The 18,410-nt window shown below is 70.0% G+C and carries 19 protein-coding genes; 14 read left to right on the top strand and 5 right to left on the bottom strand.

What is annotated here, in order from left to right:
- Positions 1-37: 37 nt before the first annotated feature.
- From EPO51_RS22290 to EPO51_RS22280, 3 genes are all read left to right on the top strand, one after another.
- Complete coding sequence (locus tag EPO51_RS22290) at positions 38-982, top strand: LysR family transcriptional regulator (RefSeq protein ID WP_293354809.1); 945 nt, start codon at positions 38-40, stop codon at positions 980-982.
- 40 nt (positions 983-1,022) lie between these two features.
- Positions 1,023-1,532 (top strand): DOMON-like domain-containing protein, encoded by a 510-nt coding sequence (locus EPO51_RS22285; RefSeq protein ID WP_293354806.1) that lies wholly within the window; start codon positions 1,023-1,025, stop codon positions 1,530-1,532.
- 234 nt (positions 1,533-1,766) lie between these two features.
- Positions 1,767-2,804: a hypothetical protein gene (locus EPO51_RS22280; RefSeq protein WP_293354803.1), complete on the top strand. Its 1,038-nt coding sequence runs from the start codon at positions 1,767-1,769 to the stop codon at positions 2,802-2,804.
- Between the two features lie 3 nt (positions 2,805-2,807).
- Here the strand turns inward: EPO51_RS22280 and EPO51_RS22275 are convergent, their stop codons facing one another.
- Positions 2,808-5,129, bottom strand: coding sequence for a sensor histidine kinase (locus EPO51_RS22275; protein WP_293354801.1), 2,322 nt, complete (start codon positions 5,127-5,129; stop codon positions 2,808-2,810).
- Positions 5,130-5,258: 129 nt separating this feature from the next.
- Here EPO51_RS22275 and EPO51_RS22270 point away from each other — a divergent pair, with 129 nt between their 5' ends.
- The 5 genes from EPO51_RS22270 (at position 5,259) to mmcB (ending at position 8,691) form a co-directional block, all read left to right on the top strand.
- Positions 5,259-5,825: a hypothetical protein gene (locus tag EPO51_RS22270; protein ID WP_293354798.1), complete on the top strand. Its 567-nt coding sequence runs from the start codon at positions 5,259-5,261 to the stop codon at positions 5,823-5,825.
- A complete protein-coding gene (locus EPO51_RS22265) occupies positions 5,818-6,240 on the top strand; it encodes a metallopeptidase family protein (protein ID WP_293354794.1) in 423 nt (140 codons plus the stop codon). Before EPO51_RS22270 ends, EPO51_RS22265 begins: the two co-directional genes overlap by 8 nt.
- A gap of 117 nt (positions 6,241-6,357) precedes the next feature.
- Entirely contained in the window at positions 6,358-7,485 is a 1,128-nt protein-coding gene (locus EPO51_RS22260; protein ID WP_293354791.1) for a ferritin-like domain-containing protein, read from the top strand.
- A gap of 177 nt (positions 7,486-7,662) precedes the next feature.
- Positions 7,663-8,190 (top strand): lipocalin family protein, encoded by a 528-nt coding sequence (locus tag EPO51_RS22255; protein WP_293354788.1) that lies wholly within the window; start codon positions 7,663-7,665, stop codon positions 8,188-8,190.
- Positions 8,191-8,241: 51 nt separating this feature from the next.
- Positions 8,242-8,691, top strand: a complete 450-nt coding sequence (mmcB, locus tag EPO51_RS22250) for a DNA repair putative endonuclease MmcB (RefSeq protein ID WP_293354889.1) — start codon at positions 8,242-8,244, stop codon at positions 8,689-8,691.
- Here mmcB and EPO51_RS22245 read toward each other — a convergent pair.
- Entirely contained in the window at positions 8,688-9,245 is a 558-nt protein-coding gene (locus tag EPO51_RS22245; protein WP_293354786.1) for an ActR/PrrA/RegA family redox response regulator transcription factor, read from the bottom strand. The genes mmcB and EPO51_RS22245 overlap by 4 nt on opposite strands.
- Before the next feature lie 71 nt (positions 9,246-9,316).
- Entirely contained in the window at positions 9,317-10,669 is a 1,353-nt protein-coding gene (locus tag EPO51_RS22240; protein WP_293354783.1) for an ActS/PrrB/RegB family redox-sensitive histidine kinase, read from the bottom strand.
- 51 nt (positions 10,670-10,720) lie between these two features.
- Between EPO51_RS22240 and EPO51_RS22235 the strand changes: the two genes are divergently transcribed.
- The 3 genes from EPO51_RS22235 to EPO51_RS22225 all read left to right on the top strand — a co-directional run bounded on the left by EPO51_RS22235 (position 10,721) and on the right by EPO51_RS22225 (position 13,574).
- Complete coding sequence (locus EPO51_RS22235; RefSeq protein WP_293354780.1) at positions 10,721-11,332, top strand: SCO family protein; 612 nt, start codon at positions 10,721-10,723, stop codon at positions 11,330-11,332.
- An 86-nt stretch (positions 11,333-11,418) separates the two neighbouring features.
- Positions 11,419-12,750 (top strand): polyhydroxyalkanoate depolymerase, encoded by a 1,332-nt coding sequence (locus tag EPO51_RS22230; RefSeq protein WP_293354777.1) that lies wholly within the window; start codon positions 11,419-11,421, stop codon positions 12,748-12,750.
- Between the two features lie 71 nt (positions 12,751-12,821).
- Positions 12,822-13,574: a M48 family metallopeptidase gene (locus EPO51_RS22225; RefSeq protein WP_293354774.1), complete on the top strand. Its 753-nt coding sequence runs from the start codon at positions 12,822-12,824 to the stop codon at positions 13,572-13,574.
- Here the strand turns inward: EPO51_RS22225 and EPO51_RS22220 are convergent.
- Together EPO51_RS22220 and EPO51_RS22215 are read right to left on the bottom strand one after the other, a co-directional pair.
- Positions 13,571-15,568: a transglycosylase domain-containing protein gene (locus EPO51_RS22220; RefSeq protein ID WP_363201220.1), complete on the bottom strand. Its 1,998-nt coding sequence runs from the start codon at positions 15,566-15,568 to the stop codon at positions 13,571-13,573. The genes EPO51_RS22225 and EPO51_RS22220 overlap by 4 nt on opposite strands.
- A 135-nt stretch (positions 15,569-15,703) precedes the next feature.
- Complete coding sequence (locus EPO51_RS22215) at positions 15,704-16,345, bottom strand: PEPxxWA-CTERM sorting domain-containing protein (RefSeq protein ID WP_293354771.1); 642 nt, start codon at positions 16,343-16,345, stop codon at positions 15,704-15,706.
- Between the two features lie 284 nt (positions 16,346-16,629).
- Here EPO51_RS22215 and EPO51_RS22210 point away from each other — a divergent pair, with 284 nt between their 5' ends.
- The 3 genes from EPO51_RS22210 to EPO51_RS22200 form a co-directional block, all read left to right on the top strand.
- Positions 16,630-16,974 carry a CC_3452 family protein gene (locus EPO51_RS22210; protein WP_293354768.1) on the top strand — a complete coding sequence of 115 codons (345 nt, stop codon included), beginning with the start codon at positions 16,630-16,632 and terminating at the stop codon, positions 16,972-16,974.
- Positions 16,975-17,260: 286 nt separating this feature from the next.
- Positions 17,261-17,815, top strand: coding sequence for a F0F1 ATP synthase subunit delta (locus EPO51_RS22205; protein WP_293354765.1), 555 nt, complete (start codon positions 17,261-17,263; stop codon positions 17,813-17,815).
- Positions 17,816-17,820: 5 nt separating this feature from the next.
- The coding region (locus tag EPO51_RS22200) for a F0F1 ATP synthase subunit alpha (RefSeq protein WP_465246622.1) at positions 17,821-18,410 on the top strand (590 nt) is incomplete at its 3' end.

Below are 18,410 nucleotides of genomic sequence, written 5' to 3'. Positions count from 1 at the left end.
AAATGGTATGTCGTCACGTGCAGTATGAATCTGATGCATGCCGACCCCTGACCTGAACCTGCTCCGCATCTTCGACGTGCTGCTCGAGGAACGCAGCGTCACCAGGGCCGGCGCGCGTCTCGGCCTCTCGCAATCGGCGGTAAGCCACGCGCTGAACCGGTTGCGCCACATGCTGAACGACGAACTGTTCGCGCGGGGGCCATCCGGCATGCGGCCGACCCCGCGGGCGCTGGAGATCGCCACCCGCATCCACGGGCCCCTGGCCCAGCTCCACGCCGCGCTGGCCCGCAGCGCGTTCGATCCCGCCACCAGCCAGCGGCGCTTCACCCTGGTGGCCGGCGCCTACGGGGCCGCGGTGCTGGCGCCGCCGCTGGTGCGCCGCCTGGCCGAGCTGGCGCCCCAGGCCGAACTCGTGGTCAGCGGCTATGGCGGCGGACTGGTGGACCTGCTGGACGCCGGTGCGGCCGACTTCGCAGTGGCCAGCGTGATCGCCTTGCCCGAGCGCTTCGCCTTCGACCCGCTGGTGACCGAGGACCTGGCCTGGGCGGTAAGCGCCGGCGCGCCGCTGGCCCGCCGCCGGGTCGTCGGGCTCGCCGACCTGGCCGCCACCCCGCACATCGGCATCGAACGCCCGGACCGGACCGGGGACAACGCGGCGCGCGGCTTCGTCTCCCGCGCGAGCTGGGAGGACGACGGCGCCCTGGAGCGGGCCCTGGCGGAGGCGGGGCTTCGCCGGCGGATCGCCGTCACCGTGCCGGACACCTCCACCGCGCTCGCGGTGGCCAGCCGTTCGGAGATGGCGACCCTGGTCCCACGCCGCCTGGCCGGGGCCTGGGCGGAGGCGGGTCTCCTGAAGCTGATCGCTCCGCCCTATCCGTCGCCGCCTGTGGACATCGGACTGCTGTTCTTGAAAGACCGCCTGCAGGAAGCGCCCATCGCCTGGCTGCGCGGCCTGATCCAGGGGCTGGTCCGGGAACTGTAGCCCCCCTGGATCGCCGCAGCGTTCCGGGTAGGCTGACTGCATGCGCCGTCCCCTGATCCTCCACCCCCGCTCGCGCTGCGACGCCGTGACGAGCCTGGCGGTCGAGGCTGAGCGCGCGGGGGCGGGACTGACGCTGCGCTATCTGCTCACGGGCGATGTCGCCCGCCTGGCCGTACCGCCAGCAGCGGGGCCCGGGCGCGTCGACGGCCTCTGGAACCACACCTGCTTCGAGGCCTTCCTCGGCGCGGAGGGCGGCGCCTATCGCGAGTTCAACTTCGCCCCGTCCACCGAGTGGGCGGCCTATGGCTTCGGCGGCTACCGGTCGGGCATGGCGCCGCTGGAGATCGAGGCGCCAAGCATCGGGATCGCGAAGACGGCGGACACGCTGGAAGTCCGGGTCGGGCTGGCGCTGCCGGCGACCGGCCCGCTCCGGCTGGGCCTGACGGCCGTGGTCGAGGAAGTCGGGGGCCGCCTGTCCTACTGGGCGCTGCGCCATCCGGCCGAACAGCCGGACTTCCATCATGCGGGCGGATTCATGTTGGAGCTTTAGCGCAAGGCTAAGGCAGACCGACCCCGGCGAAGGCCCGCCCCCGCCGCCGAACCCGGCCAGGCGAGGTGTTGTTCCAGACCTGTCGGGGCGCCACCGCGGGCCAGACGGCGCGGCATGGCGCGTGCGCCGGACACGACGAGCTTTTCCCCGTGGCCCGTCCGGGCAATACTGGGTTCGCTGGTGAAGGGACGGGCGCTGGCGGTTGAATTTGAGTAGCGCCCAGGACGACTCGCCATGCCGCAAGTGGATCTCTCCACCCTGAACGGGCCGGAGCTCCGGCGATTGCTCGACACCAGCCGCGCGCGCGGTGACGCCTCGCTCTCGTACCAGATCCTGAAGGAGATGGCGGCGCGCCGGGAGAGTCGCGAGGCGCGCGGCCGGTCGGCGATGCGGCGGCCGGGAGAGCCGCGGGTCGTGGCGCTGAACCTGGGCGACCCGATGGAGCCCGAGGACGAGGACGAACCGCCCGCCGAGGTCGAGGCCTCGCCAACGGAGCCGGCTCCGCGCCAGGCGCGCCGCCGCAAGCCGTCGGCGCCGGTCGCCGTGGATGAGGTGGCCCCCGAACCGCCGCCCTCGTCGGAGCTGAAGCCGCCCCGCAGCGTCTGGGACGACGATCCGGCGCCGCCCGAGGACGAGGCGGCGGGCGCGAAGGGTCTGGGCCTGCAACTGCGGCCGCGGGAGCCGGAGCGTCCCGGCCCGGCGCGGGGGCTTCGCCGTGGGCTCGCAGCGGGCTTCGCCGTGGGCATGGCCGCGGGCGTAGCCCTGGGCTGGTGGGCCGGCCAGACCACTCCGGAGGCGCCGGCGCCGCCCGTCGCCCCGGCCGCCGCGCCCATCCAGACCGCGGCGCTGGAGCCGCCGCCCGCGCCGGCGGCGGTGACCGCTGCCGGGTCCGCGTCCGACGTGCAAGCGCCGTCGGCGGACTCCAGCGAGGCCGCACCGTCGCCCGAAGCGGCGGAGGTCGCTCCCGACGACGCCGAGGCGACGCAAACCCCGGCGGCGAGCACCGAAGGCGACGCCTGCACCACGGAACCGACGCCCGCCGACCGGGCGATCTGTGGCGATCCGGATCTGCAACGTCTGCAGGGCGAGCTGCGGCAGGCCTACGCCGAGGCGCTGGACGCCCATGAGGATCGCGAGCTGCTGCGCCAGCGGCAGTTGGCCTGGGCGGACGCCCGCAACACCGTTTCCGAGCCCCGCCGCCTGGCGCGGCTCTACGAGGAGCGGATCCGCAAGCTGAACGCCGCCACGGCCGAGGCGCGGCGGCAGCGGTAGGGCCTAGCGCGCGAAGCCGAGCTCCGGCTGGCTGACGGCGGTGGCGACTTCCGGGAGGTGGCAGGTGAAGGTGGCGCCGGCGCCGGGCTCGCTCTCCAGGGCCACCCAGCCACCGTGCAACTCGGTCAGGGCCTTGACCAGGGCCAGGCCCAGGCCGGGCCCGCCGCGCTCGCGGCCGATGAAGCGGTCGAAGATGTGCGCCTGGACGTGGAACGGGATGCCGCGGCCGGTGTCCGACACCTGAAGCTGCACCTCGCCGCGGGCCTTGCGGGCCGCGAGCGTCACCGTGCCGCCGGCCGGGGTCTGGCCGATGGCGTTCTCCATCAGGTGGTCGAGGACCTGCGACAGGCGGCGGCGGTCGCCGCGGATCACACCCACGTCGTCGGGCCGTTCCAGCATGATGGAGACCTTCGCCGGCTCGGCCTCGGCCCGCCAGCGGCTGGCCACCTCGATCAGCAGGTCGGAGACGTTCACCTGGGTCAGGTCCAGCGCCATCTCGTCGGCGTCGATCTGGGCCATGTCCAACACGTCGTCGATGGAGCGCGCGAGCTGGGTGGCGGCCGACTTCACCGAGGCGGCGTAGCCGCGGGCGCGCTCCGACAACCCGTCGCCGGAGTGCTCCAGCAGTTCGGAGTAACCGATGATCGTGGTGAGCGGGGTGCGCAGCTCGTAGGAGACGTTCCCCACGAAGTCGCGCTTCAGCCGCTCGGCCTCGGAGAGCGCCTGCTCGCGGTCGGCCAGGGCGCTCTCCAGGCGCCGCGCGTCGGTGACGTCCGTGAAGGCGATCAGCGTCGCGCCGTCCGGAAGCGGCCGGGTGCGGTACTCGACGGTGCGGTCGTCGGACGTCTGGGCCTCGCCGGTGATCGGCATGCGGGCGCTGGGGTCGGGGTCGGCGACCCGGCCTTTGAGGTCTTTCCAGAACACCATGTCGTGCAGCTTGTGCACGCAGAGCTCGACCACGCCCTCGAAGTCGCCCGCGGCCTCTATCTGGAGCGGGGTGATGTTCCAGAACTTCTCGAAGCTCTCGTTATGCAGCCGCAGCCGCCCGTCGGAACCGAACACGGCGACCGCGTCGCTGAGCTTGTCGAGGGTCGCCTGCTGCACCTGGATCAGGGCGTTGTATTGCGCCTTCATCTTCAGCTCGCCGGTGATGTCGGCGAATAGCAGCAAGAGGCCGCCCAGCGGGTGCGACTGGCGCACGACACGTAGGGTGCGGCCGTCGGGCGTGCTCCACATGTCGTCGGCCTGCTGCTCCAGCTTTTCGTAGCGGTCCAACTCGCCGGCCTTCCACTTGGCGTAGTCGGCCGTCTCGGGCAGACGGCGGCGCTGGCGCAGGCGATCCAGGATCTCGCCATGCGTTGGCCGCTCCCCGAGCCACGCCGGCTCCAGGCCCCACAATTCGGCGAAGGCTGTGTTGTGAAAGCTCAGGCGCTTGGCCCCGTCGAAGATCACCACCGCGTCGTCCAGGCGGTTCAGGGTCTCGTCGTGGGCCTCGACGTTGCGCTTGGTCTCCTCCCGGGCTTCCTCCAGGTCGGTGAGGTCGTCCGTCCAGACCCCGACGCCGCCGCCTTCCAGCGGCTGGGCGGCGATCAGGAAGGCGCGGCGGCGGCCGCCGAAGCTCAGCCAGCGCAGCGCCTCGCGCCGCTGGCCAAGGTTGGCGGCTTCGCTGGCGATGGCGTCGGCGCCCTTGTCGAAGGCCACGCCACGCTGGACGGCCTCGTCCAGGCTGCCGGCGTCCACGGCCTTGAGCCAGGCGGCGTTGACCCAGACGGGCGATCCGTCCGCCGCGGCGATCCAGGCGGGGAAGACCCGGGCGTTCAGGAGCGCGGCGAAGCGCGGCGCGGTCGGCAGGCCCTGGTCCTCGCCCAGCACCGCCGAGACCCGCAGCCAGGCCAGGGCGCCGGCGGCGCGGCCCTCGACAGTCACCACGCCGGACGGCCCCTTCACCTCGAAGGCGCAGGCCTCGCCGCGCTCGAACAGGCCGCGAAGGCGGCGCGCATGATCGGGATCGGCGCGCATCAGGGCGTTCAGCAGGTATTGCGGATCGGCCTCGGACAAGCCGAGGGCCTCGCAGCAGACCCCCAGGCTCTCCTCGCCGGAGGCCAGCAGGGCCTGGCCGTCCTCGACGGCGAGCAGGGCGGAATCGAAGGCCTCGGCCGAGGCCTGGGCGGTCTCGGCGCCGGTTTCGAGCTGGCGGATGCGCGCCTTCAGCCCGGCGACCCTTCGGTCGGCCGCGCGGCGCTGGGCGAACGCCCAGAGGACGGCGGAGATGGCCAGGCACACCGCGCCCGCCGCCGCCGCCAGCATCAGTTCGTGCGCGCTCATCGACGCCCCGGCGAATCGTTGGGCCCGAGCTTAGGGCCTGCAGGGGTTCCCCGCACGTGTGGCGTCTTCGCGCGTCGCCCCCTCTTGTCGCGCTGGGCAGCCCATGGCCTTTGGGCGAGAATGCGCGCGATGACGGCGATCCTCTATCCCGTGGCGACCAACGCCGAGCAGGCGCTCAGCCGGCCGCTGGGCCGCGCCGCCCGCGAGAGCGAGGCGCGGCGGCGGGCCGGCGAGGCCGTCGCCTTCGCCACCGACCCCGTGGGCCCGGCCTTCGCCACCCGCGAGGCGGCGCTGGACGCCTACGCCGGCCGGCTCGACGACGAGCGCACGGGGACGATGCCCGCCGCCGAGGACCGCTATTGCGGGCTGGTCGAACAGGTTGCCGAGGGCGCGCCGCGACCGAAGGCGATGCAGCCCGTCTATGCCGACGGCCATCGCTGGCCGGCGCCGCCCAAGGCTCCGAAGACGGTTTGGCGGCTCACCGTCTCCTACTGGCGCATCGGCACGGCGGACCGGCCACTGGACGCACCCCAGGCGCGGCAGGCGCGCAAGGCCGGCCAGGACCTGGATCCCGACACCCTGCGCGCCATCGCCCGCACGCCGATGCGGCCGACGAGGCCGCAGCAGCCCCTGGACATCGGCCTCTTCGAGACGCGGCCCCCCGAAGCCCCCCACATCGTGATGCCGGATGAGTGACCCCAAGGACGACCGTCTATTCGCGGGCCGCGCGCCCTCGCTGGACGACATGGCGGAGATCGCCGCGCGCGCGTTCGCCGCCCTGCCGGAGGGCTTCCGGCGGATGGCCGGCGAGGTGGTGTTCCGGGTGGACGATTTCCCCGAGGACCGAGTGCTGGACGAGCTGGGGATCGAAGACCCGTTCGGCCTGACCGGCCTCTACTCCGGCGTCAGCCTGGCCGAGCGCTCGGTGTTCGGGGCCGCGCCCGAGCCATCCCGCGTGTTCCTCTACCGCCGCCCGATCCTGGACGAGTGGGCGGAGAACGGGGAGGTGACGCTGGAGGAACTGGTGACCCACGTCCTGGTCCACGAGATCGGCCACCACTTCGGCCTGTCGGACGGCGACATCGACATGATCGAGGCGGCGGCGGAGTAGGGGCCGACGGCCGGGTATGGTTACGGGCAGGTTGAAAGTTGACGCCCCCGTCACCTTCCTTGACTGATCACTGCTTAGATCGCATGGTGGCTGCAAAGAACAGGTGAGGACTTCCCCATGGCCGCAGACGGCAACATCACCAAGGACATCATCTACGACGCCGTCGCGCCCGACGATTTTGAGTCCATGCTGGAGCTGGACCGATACGGCAACCGCTCGACCGCCTTTGACAAGATCATCTCGGCGACCCACGACCACTTCTGGGACCCGCTGGACAAGCGCTACATCGACTTCGACGAGCCCTTCGACATGGAGAACGAGATGCTCCTGCCGGAGGACATGGTGGTGTCCCTGCAGACGAAGTACGTCTCGGACCGCCTGTCGAACCCGAAGGACCGCATCCGGTTCGTGAACCAGTTCGCCCTGCGCAGCTTCTCCTCGATCCTGCACGGCGAGCAGGGGGCGCTGAACCTGTCGGCCTCGCTCTGCCACGTGCTGAAGGACCAGGGCGCGCAGGAATACGCCGCCAACCAGACCCGCGAGGAAGCCCGCCACGTGACGGCCTTCGCCAAATACATCAAGGCCCGCTGGGGCCGGCCGGTGGAATGTGGCCCGACGCTGAAGGCGCTGCTGGTCGACATCATCGGCAGCCCGGAGGTCTACAAGAAGATCATCGGGATGCAGATGCTGGTGGAGGGCCTGGCGATGGGCGCCTTCGCCACCTTCTTCAAGGTCACCAACGATCCGCTCTGCAAGAAGCTGATGCAGCTGGTGATGACCGACGAGGCCTTCCACCACAAGTTCGGGAAGATCTGGGCCGACCGGACCATCCCGCACCTGTCGGAGAAGGAGCACGAAATCATCGAGCTCTGGGCCGCCCAGTGCTTCCAGACCCTGCTGTTCAACCTGGTGGGCCCGACCCAGCAGCGCAGCCTCTACGAGGAGTTCGGCCTCGACCCGGACGTGGTGATCGCCGAACTGGCGAGCATCATCAACGACGAGAGCCGTCGCGAGGGGATGAAGGAGCAGACCAACATCTTCCGCGTTCTGGTGAAGACGCTGCTGAACGCCGGCATCATCACCGAGCGCACGCGGGCCTTCTACGCGATGTACGTCGACATCGACGAGCTGAAGGCCGAGGGCGACGTGATGGTGGGCGACGCCATCGCCGAGGAGGGCATCCGCTACCTCCAGGAGATCAACTTCGCCGACAAGGCGAAGCAGATCCTGATCGCGGCCGAGTAGGCTTCGCGGCCGAAGCCATGGAACGCCCGCCGGAGAGATCCGGCGGGCGTTTTGCGTCGCCGGCCCGGTAACACTCCTGACCGGACCGTTCAGGCGCTGGTCATCGGGATCGTGCGTCCCTATATCGCGCGCCCAGGGCGTTCATTTTCGCTCAACCTTCGTATATTGCACCGCAACATGATCCAGCGCCTCATCCTCGCGGCCCTCGCCGCCTGCCTGACGCTCGCCCCGGTCGCGGCCCAGGCGGCCGTGGAACCGATCGGCCGCATCGAGATCGCCCAGATGATGGGCCGCTGGTACGAGGTCGCGCGCGTCCCCAACCAGCTGCAGAACGGCTGCCAGGCCGGCGCCTCGGACTGGACGCCGCAGGCGAAGGGCTTCGCCGTGGTGCAGTCGTGCCGCAAGGACAGCCCTACCGGCCCGCTGAAGACCTGGAAGGCCAAGGCCACGGTGGCCGACGCCCGCACCAACGCCAAGTTCAAGATGAGCTTCTTCGGCGGCGTGGTGACCCAGGACTATGTGGTCGTCGAGCACCGCCCGGACCAGGGCTGGCTGGTCCTGGCCACGGCCAACGGCAAGTACCTGTGGCTGATGTCGCAGAAGCCGGTCCTGCCCGCCGCGATCAAGAGCCAGGCCCTGGCGCGTATCCGCCAGCTGGGCTTCGACATCGGCCGCCTGGAATTCCCGCTGCCCGCGCGGAGCTGACGCGGCAGGGCCCGCTTGCCACGGGAACGTAGGCGGAACAATGTGGCGGTCATGGACGTCACCGTCGTCACCGTCTCCCGTCCCGAGACCACCGCCACCGTCACCCGCGGCGCCGCCCGGTTGCTGACCGCGCTGGGCTACGCGCCGCTCACCGAAGTGACCCTACCGAACGGCCGGCGCGCCGACCTGATGGCGCTGGGCCCCAGGGGCCAGGTCTTCATCGTCGAGGTGAAGTCGGGGATCGAGGACTTCCGCGTAGACGTGAAGTGGCCCGAGTACCGCCCCTACTGCGACGCCTTCGCCTTCGCCGTCGCCCCGGAGTTCCCGCGTGAGATCCTGCCGGAGGAGCCCGGCCTCATCGTCGCCGACGGCTTCGGCGGCGCCATCCTGCGCGAGGCGCCGGTCGAACCCCTGGCCGGGGCGCGGAGAAAGGCCCTGACCCTGGCCTTCGCGCGGCTGGCGGCGCTCAGGGCGGGGGGAGCCGTGGCGACGGAGCTTTAGCGCGGGGCGCGTTTCGCCAATATGCGCTGCAGCGTCCGCCGATGCATATTCAGCCGCCTGGCGGTTTCCGAGACGTTGTGGTTGCAGAGCTCGTAGACGCGCTGGATGTGCTCCCAGCGGACGCGATCGGCGCTCATCGGATTCTCGGGCGGGGCCGCGGAGGCGTCGCCGCGGGCCAGCAGGGCGCGGACCACGTCGTCGGCGTCGGCCGGCTTGGAGAGGTAGTCGACCGCACCGGCCTTCACCGCCTGCACCGCCGTGGCGATGTTGCCGTAGCCGGTGAGCATGATGATCTTGGCGTCGGGCCGGGCGTCGCGCACCGCTTCCACCACCTTCAGCCCGGAGCCGTCCTCCAGCCGCATGTCGAGCACCGCATAGGCGGGGGCATGGACCTTCACCGCGGCGATGGCTTCCTGCACGCTGCCGACGAGCGTCGGCTCAAAGCCGCGTTGCTCGAGGGCGCGGCCGAGACGGGTGCGCAACGGCGCGTCGTCGTCCAGAACCAGCAGGCTGCGGTCGGCCAGGGCCGTGACTTCAGCGGACAGATCGGTCATGCGTCGTCCCTTATCGCTTGCGTCAGACTGTCGCACCTAAACGCATTTCTGCAAGCTCTGTCGCGAGCAGGTCAAACTACCTCAACCAATGAGCGAGGCCAGCGGGCAGCAACCACTGCGCCGCGAGGCTTGGCATTGTGGAATGTCACTTCCGCCCCGGTTCGTTCCAGAAGCGTCTTCGAAATGAAGAACCCGAGGCCCATGCCGATGTGCCCGGTGCGTGAGCCTTCGGCTCCCGGCCGGCTGGTGACATAGGGCTCGCCCAGCTTGGCCAGGATCTCCGGCGAGAATCCGGGGCCGTCGTCGCGCACCTCGATGCTGACGCTGTCGGCGTCGAAACGGGCTGAAACCAGGATCTCGGACTTCGCGAAGTCGACCGCGTTCTCCACGAAGGTGGTGAAGGCGTGGGTGATCTCGGGCAGCCGGCGGATGTCGGGGGTCTTCACGTCCTTGGCGCCGGTGACGATGGCCTCGACGCGCACCTCCTTCGAGGCGTTGGCGTGCGGCTGGATCACCTCCTGGACCAGCTGGCGCAGCGACAGGCGCTCGTGAACCTCGTCGGTGGCCTTGTCGGGCGTGGCGGCCAGGCGCTTGAGGATCTCGCGGCAGCGGTCGGCCTGGGCGATCAGGAGTTCGGCGTCTTCCTTCACCTGCGGCTGGGTGGCCTCCCGGGCCATTTCCTTGGCGACGATGGCGATTGTCGCCAGCGGCGTGCCCAGTTCGTGCGCGGCGGCCGCGGCCAGCGCGCCCAGGGCCGACAGCTTCTGCTCGCGGGCCAGCACCGTCTGGGTGACGTCGAGGGCCAGCGCCATGCGGGCGGCCTCCACCACCGACTGGCGGACATAGCCCGCCACGAGGGCGATGCCGGCGACGTTGGCGATGCCGGCGGCGAGGCGGAACTCCAGCGACAGTCGCGGCTCCGCGTGCAGCGAGGGATAGGGCAGCGCCACGACGGCCAGCAGCATCGAGAGCCCCGCGGCCAGGCCGCCGACCACCAGCAGCGGACGCAGCGGCAGGGTCGCGGCGGCGAGGGTCACCGGGGCCAGCAGGATCAGGATGAACGGATTGGCGGTCCCGCCGATCAGGCCCAGCAGCAGCGACATCTGCAGGACGTCCAGGGAAAGCTGCGCCAGCGCCTCGTTGTCTCCCATCACCCGCTGGGGCGGCGACGCGACACCGGTCAGGACGTTCACGAAGGCGCCGGCCGCGACGACGATCGCGCAGAAGAAATAGGGCGCCGGATAGCGAAGCCCGAAGGCCATGGCGGCCAGCAGGGCGATCTCCCCTCCGATCACCATCCAGCGGAGGGTGACCAGCGTGCGGACCCGCAGGTGGCCGCGCCGGATGGCGGCGGTGTCCCAGACGTCTTGCGCCCCGGAAGTCGGGGCCGTATCGAGGCGGTCGGCCTGCGGCTGGACGCTCATGAGCGACGGCCCCGCCGCGCGCTCGGATCGCAGACAGCAAGGAATGCACCCATGTCCAGGCGGATCCTGGCCCTCATCGCGGTCCTGGCGCTCGCGCTGGCCATACTCACCGGTCTCGCCGTCCGCAAAGGCGTCCTGGGTCCCCAACCGCAAACCGCCGCCGTGGGCGGTCCGTTCCAGTTGATCGACACGTCGGGTCGCACGGTCAACCAGGACTTGCTCAAGGGCAAGTGGAGTGTGGTTTTCTTCGGTTTCACCCACTGCCCGGACATCTGCCCGACCACGCTGTTCGAACTGGGCCAGGTGGAGCCGCTGCTGGGCGCGGACGCCGACAAGTTCCAGGCGGTGCTGGTCTCGGTGGACCCGGCGCGGGACACGGTGGCCCAGATGAAGGCCTATGTCGCCAACGACGCCTTCCCGAAGCGGCTGATCGGCCTCACCGGGTCGGCCGCCCAGGTGGACGCCGCAGCCAAGGCCTATCGCGTCTACTACCAGAAGGTCGGCGAGGGCGACGACTACACGGTCAACCACGCCGCCTACAGCTACCTGATGAACCCCAAGGGCCGCTTCGCCTGCGTCCTGCCCTACGACCTGACGCCCGAGCAGACCGCCGCCAAGATCAAGGCCGCCATGAAACAGGGCGCCAACGCGGAATCCTGCTGAACGCCTGCGGCGTTCCGCACCGTAGAGCTTGCGGAGCCTATTAACGTTCCGCATGTTATGCTGCGGCGCAACAAGGCAGGGTTCGAATGCTCTATACGATGTACGAAGCCGGCTACTATGCCGCCTCGCCGATGCGGTTCGCCGCGCTCGCCGCCCGCAATTTCTGGAGCTCGCCGCTGAATCCGGCGGCGGAGAGCGAGCTGGGACGGCGGATCTTCGCCACCTCGGACCTCTTCGCCAATCTGACGCGCCGCTACGGCAAGCCCGAGTGGATGATCGACAGCGTCCAGATCAACGGCCGCCGGGTGGGCGTGCGTCCGACCACCGTCTGGTCGACCCCCTGGTGCAAGCTGACCCACTTCGCCCGCGACATGAGCGACCTGCGTCGCGCCGGCAAGACCGAGATCGAGCCCGCAGTGCTGATCGCCGCCCCGCTTTCCGGCCACTACGCCACCCTGCTGCGCGGCACGGTCGAGGCCTTCCTGCAGGACCACGAGGTGTTCATCACCGAATGGACCAACGCCCGCGACGTGCCGATCGTCGAGGGCCGCTTCGACTTCCACGACTACATCGACCACATCCGCGAGATGCTGCGCCATATGGGGCCGCGCCCGCACGTGGTGGCGGTCTGCCAGCCCGGCCCGCCGGTGCTGGCGGCGGCGGCGCTGATGGCCGAAGACAAGGAAGAGAGCCGCCCGGCCTCCATGACCTTCATGGGCTCGCCGATCGACGCGCGCCTGTCGCCGACCGTCACCAACAAGCTGGCCGAGGACCGGCCCTTCGCCTGGTTCGAGAGCAACATGATCTACAACGTGCCGCCGCCCTACCTGGGCGCGGGCCGGCGCGTCTATCCGGGCTTCGTGCAGCTCGCCAGCTTCATGTCCATGAACCTGGACAAGCACCAGGAAGCGCACCGCAAATACCTGGCCCAGCTGATGGCCGGCGACGGCGACAGCGCCGACAAGCACCTTGAGTTCTACGACGAGTACCTGTCGGTCCTGGACCTGACGGAGGAGTTCTACCTCCAGACCGTCGACGTGGTGTTCCAGCGCCACCTGCTGCCGAAGGGCGAGCTTTATCACAACGACCGGCGCGTCCGGCCCGAACGGGTCACCGACATCGGCCTGATGACGGTCGAGGGCGAGAACGACGACATCTCCGGCATCGGCCAGACCCAGGCGGCGCACTTCCTCTGCCTCGGCCTGCCGCCGGAGTTGAAGGAGGACTACATCCAGCCGCACGTCGGCCACTACGGGGTGTTCAACGGCAAGCGCTTCCGCGAGGAGATCTATCCGAGGGTGCGCGAGTTCATCCAGCGGATGGAGCACTCCACGATGGTCCACGGCGCGCGGCCCAAGCCCCAGCCGCGCCCCGCGGCCGAGGTGGTCCCGATCCGTCCCCGCGCCGCCAAATCCTGACCGCGGCGTCGGCGCGCAGCGGTTCCGCTCCGCGCTTCGCGAAACGGCGCTGACACCCTAGATTCAAGGCGATGAGTCTGTTCGGCCGCGCGCCTCCCGCGAAGACCTTCTCCGACGGCGATCGGCTGGACGTGGCCGGCGCGGCCGTGCGGCTGAAGGTGAACCAGCGGGCGCGCCGGGTGTCGCTGCGCCTGGACCGGACGCGGCGCGAGATCGTCGCCACCGCGCCGTCCCAGCGCCGCCTGCCCGAGGCCGCCGCCTTCGCCCGCGAACGCGCGAGCTGGATCGCCGAGCGACTGGCCGAGCTGCCCGACGCCGCCCCGCTTTCGCCCGGCATGCTGATCGAGGTGTTCGGCCGCCCAGTGCGCCTGGAAACGGGCTCGGGCCGCGCCCGCTGGATCGAGCCCATCGACGGCTCCACCCCGCGCATCACCGCCATGGGCGAGGGCGAGGGCTATGCCCGCGCGGTGATCCTGGTCCTGAAGAAGAAGGCGCTGGAGGTGCTGGGCGCCCGCACCGCCCACTACGCCCAGCGCCTGGGCGCCCCAATGCCGAAGGTGACGGTGGCCGACGCCAAGTCGCGCTGGGGCTCCTGCAAGCCCGGGCCGCGTGGGACGGCGGGGAACATCCGCTATTCCTGGCGCCTGGCGCTAGCCCCGTTCGAGGTGGCCGACTATGTGGCCGCACACGAGTGCGCCCACCTGTTGGAGCTGAACCACGGCCCGCGGTTCTGGGCCCACGTCCGCGCCCTGGTCGGCGACGAGCGCCGCCACCGCGACTGGCTGCGGGCCGAGGGGGCCCGGCTGCACGCCTTCGGGCGCTAGAACGGCGGGTCCTGCCTTGGGCGCTCCCGCGGGGGCGGCGCGCGGCTGTCGAACTCTGACGGCGGGGGTTCGTCGCGGTCGCCGCGGAAGAGGTCGCCGACGCCTTCGAGGATCTGTTCGATCGGCCCCTGCTCCTCGACCTGCGGCAGCACGCCGCCCGGGATCGGCTGGACCTTCAGGCGCGGCAGGGCGGCGGTCATGTAATCGCGCCAGATGCCCGCCGGGGCGCCGCCGCCGGTGACCTTGCGCATCGGCTTGTTGTCGTCCTTGCCCACCCAGACGGCGGTGACGAAGCCGCCGGTGTAGCCGACGAACCAGGCGTCGCGGTAGTCGCTGGTGGTGCCGGTCTTGCCGGCCAGGTCGTAGCCCGGGACGTTGGCGCGCGTGCCGGTGCCGTGGGTGACCACGCCGCGCATCATGTTGACCATATAGGCCAGGGCCGGCTGGCCGATCACCTGCGCGCGGGGGGCGCGGTCGACGCCGCGGTCGTAGAGCACCCGGCCGGTCGCCGTGCGGATCCGCTCGATGCCGTAGCCCTTGGCGAAATAGCCGCCGTTGGAGAACGGCGCATAGGCCTGGGCCATCTCCAGCGGGCTGACCTCGACGGCGCCCAGGGCCATGGAGGGGTCGAGCTGGATCGGCGAGGTGATACCCAGCCGCCGCGCGGTGGCGGCCACGTTGGAGGTGCCGACTTCGTTGGCCAGGCGCGCGGCGACGGTGTTCACCGACTGGGCCAGGGCCGTGCCGATGGTGATGGGCCCGAGGTAATTGCCGGTGTAGTTGCGCGGCTCCCAATTGCCGATCTTCACCGGCTCGTCGACCACGGGGGTGTCGGGCGTACGGCCGGCTTCCATGGCGGTGAGGTAGACGAAGGGCTTGAAGGCCGAGCCGGCCTGGCGCCGGGCCATGGTCGCCCGGTCGAACTGGGTCTGTAGGTAGTTGGTGCCGCCGACGTAGGCGCGGATGCGGCCTTCGCCGTCGAGCGAGATCAGCGCCCCCTGCTCCACGCCCTGGCCCTTGGCGGCGGCGACGCCGGACTGCACGGCCTGTTCGGCGCTGGCCTGCAGCGGCAGGTCCAGGGTGGTCTCGACGACGAGGTCCTCGGTGGGTTCGCCCACCAGGGTCCGGGTCTGGTCGTCCACCCAGTCCGTGAAGTACTGCGCCCGCTGGTTGGCCAGGACCGGATTGACCCGGACCTTGGTGCGGATCGCCTGGTCCCGCTCGGCCGGGGTGATGAACTTGGCCTGCACCATCTCGTCCAGCACGATGGTGGCGCGCCGGGCGGCGCGGTCGGTGGAGGCCACGGGCGAATAGCGCGACGGGCCTTTCATGATCCCGGCCAGCAGGGCGCTCTCGCCGAGGGTCAGCTCGCGGGCGGGCTTGCCGAAGTAGCGCTGGGAGGCGGCCTCGATGCCGTAGGCGCCGGCGCCGAAATAGACCCGGTTCAGATAGAGCTCGAGGATCTGCTTCTTGGAGAACCGCGCCTCCAGCCAGACGGCCAGGATCAGCTCCTGGGCCTTGCGGCGGTAGTTCTGGTTGGGCGTCAGGAAGAGGTTGCGGGCGAGCTGCTGGGTGATGGTCGAGCCGCCGCGCAGGGGGCCGCCCTCGCCCTTGTGCTGCATATTATAGAGCTGGCTGCGGGCGATGCCCCACGGGTTGAACCCGAAGTGCCAGTAGTACCAGCGGTCCTCGATGGCGATGAACGCCTTGGGCACGTAGGGGGGCAGCTTGTCCAGGTCGACCGGTGGCGCGTACTGGCTGCCGCGCACGGCGAGCAGGGCGCCGGAACGGTCGAGGTACGAGACCGATGGCTGGCGCTTCACGTCGTAGAGCTTGGACGTGTCGGGCAGGTCGACGGCGAAGACCGCGAAGAACGCCACCAGGAAGATCAGGCCCCAGACGCCCAGCACCAGGGTCCAGTAGATCAGGGTCTGCAGGGGCGTGCGTCGGGCGCGCGGTTCGCGTCCGCGGCGCGGCGGCTGCGCATTGGCCATGAATTACGTCGTCCTACCGGTCTCGAAGCCGCCCGCCGGCCCTATAGCTCAGGGTAACGGAACGCCAAACATGATTGACGGTGTATGAACGAACGTCGCGAGCGCCCCAGCTGGAGGCCGGGGCGCTCATTGTCGTCAGGCGAACCGCGCCGCGGCCCGGCGGCGAAGCACCGCCCCGGTCGCGCCGAAGCCGGCGATCAGCAGGGCCCAGGAAGACGGTTCCGGCACGGCGCCGAACTTCACCTCGGAGAGGCCGATGGGCGAATAGCCATAGGTCTCCGGATACTGCTGGTGGTTGCCCGCCAGGTTCAGCTGCACGAACCGGGCCTGCCCGGCGAAGGCGAAGGTCTCGGCGGCCAGGGGGCCGCCCGTCCCGCGCGCGAAATTGCCGGCGAGCACCTGGGTGAAGTTCACGCCGTCCAGCGAGATGGCGAGGGTGAAGGCGTTGGCCGCGCGGTCCAGGGTCGAGGCGAACTCCTCGACGCCGAAGTTGTAGTTCCAGACCTGCAGGCTGGAGAGCTGGACCAGTCCGCCGAGATCGAAGGTCAGGGTCGCCTCGTCGACCGAGAGGTCGGTCATCCACATGTTGGCGTAGTTGGCGTCGTGGAGGCCGTTCACGAGGCCGCTATCGTTGATCAGGTTCTCGGCCTTGTACTGGCCGAAGAACGGGAAGGTGTCGGAGGCCGTGACGGCCACGGGCGTGACCGTGAGGGCGGCGGCGGGGGACGCGACCGCAAGGACGGCGAGGGCGCAGGACAGCGCGAGGGTCTTGAACATGGAAGCTCCGGGGTTACTCGAACACCAGAGCCATGGCGTGTGGCGGTGTCGCCATCGTCACGCTTCCATGAAGGATCGACGGCGTGAACGCTGAGCCGGTCTGCATTTCCGCATAGCCGAATAGAACAAATAGCTATTGCGCGGCCGATCTTAACACCGTTATCTTAGCATTGCTCAGTTCGAAGTGCGCCAAGGGAGGGGATACCCGAGGCGGGCAAACGCGGCGGACCGGGCCGGTACTCAAATCCTTGACGCCGACAACTCCCCGAACGCTGGAGGGCTCAATGAAGCTCCAAATCCTTGCGGCCTGCGCCGCCCTCGTCACCTTCTCCGCCGGCTCCGCTCTGGCGGGCGATCCCGTCACCGCGAAGCTGGCCTCGCCGGTCGCCGAAAAGACCAAGTTCATCGCCGGCGGCGCCATGTTCAACTGCGAAGCCGACGCTTGCGTCGCGCTCGCTCCGACCTCGCAGACCTTCGCCGCCTCCACCTGCAAGGCGATCGCCGACAAGGTGGGCGTGGTCGCCTCGTTCGAAGGCCGCAAGACCCTCGACGCCGACAAGCTGGCCGGCTGCAACGCCAAGGCCGTGGCCAAGGCCGGCGGCGCCGGCACGCAGCTCGCGAAGCAGTAGCCGAACAGTCTCCCAGCAGCTCGTACCTTGAGCTTCTGTCGCACTGGCCCGCCGGGAAACCGGCGGGTCTTCTTTTTTGCGCTTGAGACAGGCGCGAGTCTGCCGCAGCGGAACCCCCCTGCCTCGGTTGCGGCGCACAACATCGCGTGCTAGTAGGCGCGCGGCTTTGGGCCGGGGGCAATATAGAGCCCCAGGTCCGATGTGCTTTTTTCAAGCGCTTTCAAGCCTTTAGTCGCAGCGGATCGCTCCGTTTGCGGCACGTGAAACGCGACCCGGGCGGATAATAGTGGCGGACGACACCTCTCTATCGAATGTGGGCTCGCGGTATGCCCAAGCCCTGTTCGATCTTGCGAGCGATCAGAAGCAGGTGGCCGCCGTCGAAGCCGATCTCAACTCGCTGAAGAAGGCGCTGGCGGAATCCAAGGACCTGCGCGTCCTGCTGGCCGCGCCGACCTTCAGCTCCGAGGACAAGGCCAAGGGCCTGGTCGGCGTGGGGGCCAAGGCCAAGTTCAACATGACGACGCTGAAGTTCCTGGGCCTGTTGGCCGCGAACGGCCGCGCCGCCGCCCTGCCCGAAGTCATCACCGGCTTCGCCAAGCTGTCGGCCGCCGCCCGCGGCGCCGTCTCGGCCGAGGTGACCACCGCCATCGCGCTCTCGGCCGCCCAGGCCAAGGGCGTCCAGGCCGCGCTCCGCCAGGCGCTCGGCAAGGACCCTGAAATCACGACCCGCGTCGATCCGGCCCTCCTGGGCGGGATCAAGGTCAAGGTCGGTTCCCGTCTGTTCGACGCTTCGCTGCGCTCGAAGCTCGACTCCCTGAAATTCGCCCTGAAGAGAGCGTAAGATCCATGGATATCCGCGCCGCCGAAATCTCGGCCATCCTCAAGTCCCAGATCGCCAACTTCGGCGAGGAAGCCGACGTTTCCGACGTCGGTTCGGTGCTGTCCGTCGGTGACGGCATCGCCCGGGTCTACGGCCTCGACAACGTCCAGGCCGGTGAGATGGTGGAGTTCCCCTCCGCCGGGGTGAAGGGCATGGCCCTGAACCTGGAACGCGACAACGTCGGCGTCGTGATCTTCGGCCAGGACCAGGCCATCAAGGAAGGCGACGAAGTCCGCCGCCTCAGCGAGATCGTGGACGTCCCGGTCGGCAAGGGCCTGCTGGGCCGGGTCGTCAATCCGCTGGGCGAGCCGATCGACGGCAAGGGCCCGATCAAGAACGTGGCCGAGCGCCGCCGCGTGGACGTGAAGGCCCCGGGCATCATCCCGCGGAAGTCGGTCCACGAGCCCGTACAGACCGGCCTGAAGGCCATCGACACCCTGATCCCCGTCGGCCGCGGCCAGCGCGAGCTGATCATCGGCGACCGCCAGACCGGCAAGACCGCCGTGGCGATCGACACCATCCTGAACCAGAAGTCGATCAACGCCGGCGACGACGA

Source organism: Phenylobacterium sp. (assembly GCF_004297125.1).
Lineage (GTDB): Bacteria > Pseudomonadota > Alphaproteobacteria > Caulobacterales > Caulobacteraceae > Phenylobacterium.
This window is presented reverse-complemented; position numbering and strand designations above follow the sequence as displayed.

What these genes read in the sequence shown, in the direction of transcription:
- EPO51_RS22215 (WP_293354771.1), bottom strand. Translation starts at nt 16,345, where the DNA reads ATGTTCAAGACCCTCGCGCTGTCCTGCGCCCTCGCCGTCCTTGCGGTC.
- EPO51_RS22255 (WP_293354788.1), top strand. Translation starts at nt 7,663, where the DNA reads ATGATCCAGCGCCTCATCCTCGCGGCCCTCGCCGCCTGCCTGACGCTC.
- EPO51_RS22240 (WP_293354783.1), bottom strand. Translation starts at nt 10,669, where the DNA reads ATGAGCGTCCAGCCGCAGGCCGACCGCCTCGATACGGCCCCGACTTCC.
- EPO51_RS22220 (WP_363201220.1), bottom strand. Translation starts at nt 15,568, where the DNA reads ATGGCCAATGCGCAGCCGCCGCGCCGCGGACGCGAACCGCGCGCCCGA.
- EPO51_RS22290 (WP_293354809.1), top strand. Translation starts at nt 38, where the DNA reads ATGCCGACCCCTGACCTGAACCTGCTCCGCATCTTCGACGTGCTGCTC.
- EPO51_RS22260 (WP_293354791.1), top strand. Translation starts at nt 6,358, where the DNA reads ATGGCCGCAGACGGCAACATCACCAAGGACATCATCTACGACGCCGTC.
- EPO51_RS22245 (WP_293354786.1), bottom strand. Translation starts at nt 9,245, where the DNA reads ATGACCGATCTGTCCGCTGAAGTCACGGCCCTGGCCGACCGCAGCCTG.
- EPO51_RS22235 (WP_293354780.1), top strand. Translation starts at nt 10,721, where the DNA reads ATGTCCAGGCGGATCCTGGCCCTCATCGCGGTCCTGGCGCTCGCGCTG.
- EPO51_RS22275 (WP_293354801.1), bottom strand. Translation starts at nt 5,129, where the DNA reads ATGAGCGCGCACGAACTGATGCTGGCGGCGGCGGCGGGCGCGGTGTGC.
- EPO51_RS22270 (WP_293354798.1), top strand. Translation starts at nt 5,259, where the DNA reads ATGACGGCGATCCTCTATCCCGTGGCGACCAACGCCGAGCAGGCGCTC.
- EPO51_RS22225 (WP_293354774.1), top strand. Translation starts at nt 12,822, where the DNA reads ATGAGTCTGTTCGGCCGCGCGCCTCCCGCGAAGACCTTCTCCGACGGC.
- EPO51_RS22285 (WP_293354806.1), top strand. Translation starts at nt 1,023, where the DNA reads ATGCGCCGTCCCCTGATCCTCCACCCCCGCTCGCGCTGCGACGCCGTG.
- EPO51_RS22265 (WP_293354794.1), top strand. Translation starts at nt 5,818, where the DNA reads ATGAGTGACCCCAAGGACGACCGTCTATTCGCGGGCCGCGCGCCCTCG.
- EPO51_RS22230 (WP_293354777.1), top strand. Translation starts at nt 11,419, where the DNA reads ATGCTCTATACGATGTACGAAGCCGGCTACTATGCCGCCTCGCCGATG.
- mmcB (WP_293354889.1), top strand. Translation starts at nt 8,242, where the DNA reads ATGGACGTCACCGTCGTCACCGTCTCCCGTCCCGAGACCACCGCCACC.
- EPO51_RS22280 (WP_293354803.1), top strand. Translation starts at nt 1,767, where the DNA reads ATGCCGCAAGTGGATCTCTCCACCCTGAACGGGCCGGAGCTCCGGCGA.
- EPO51_RS22210 (WP_293354768.1), top strand. Translation starts at nt 16,630, where the DNA reads ATGAAGCTCCAAATCCTTGCGGCCTGCGCCGCCCTCGTCACCTTCTCC.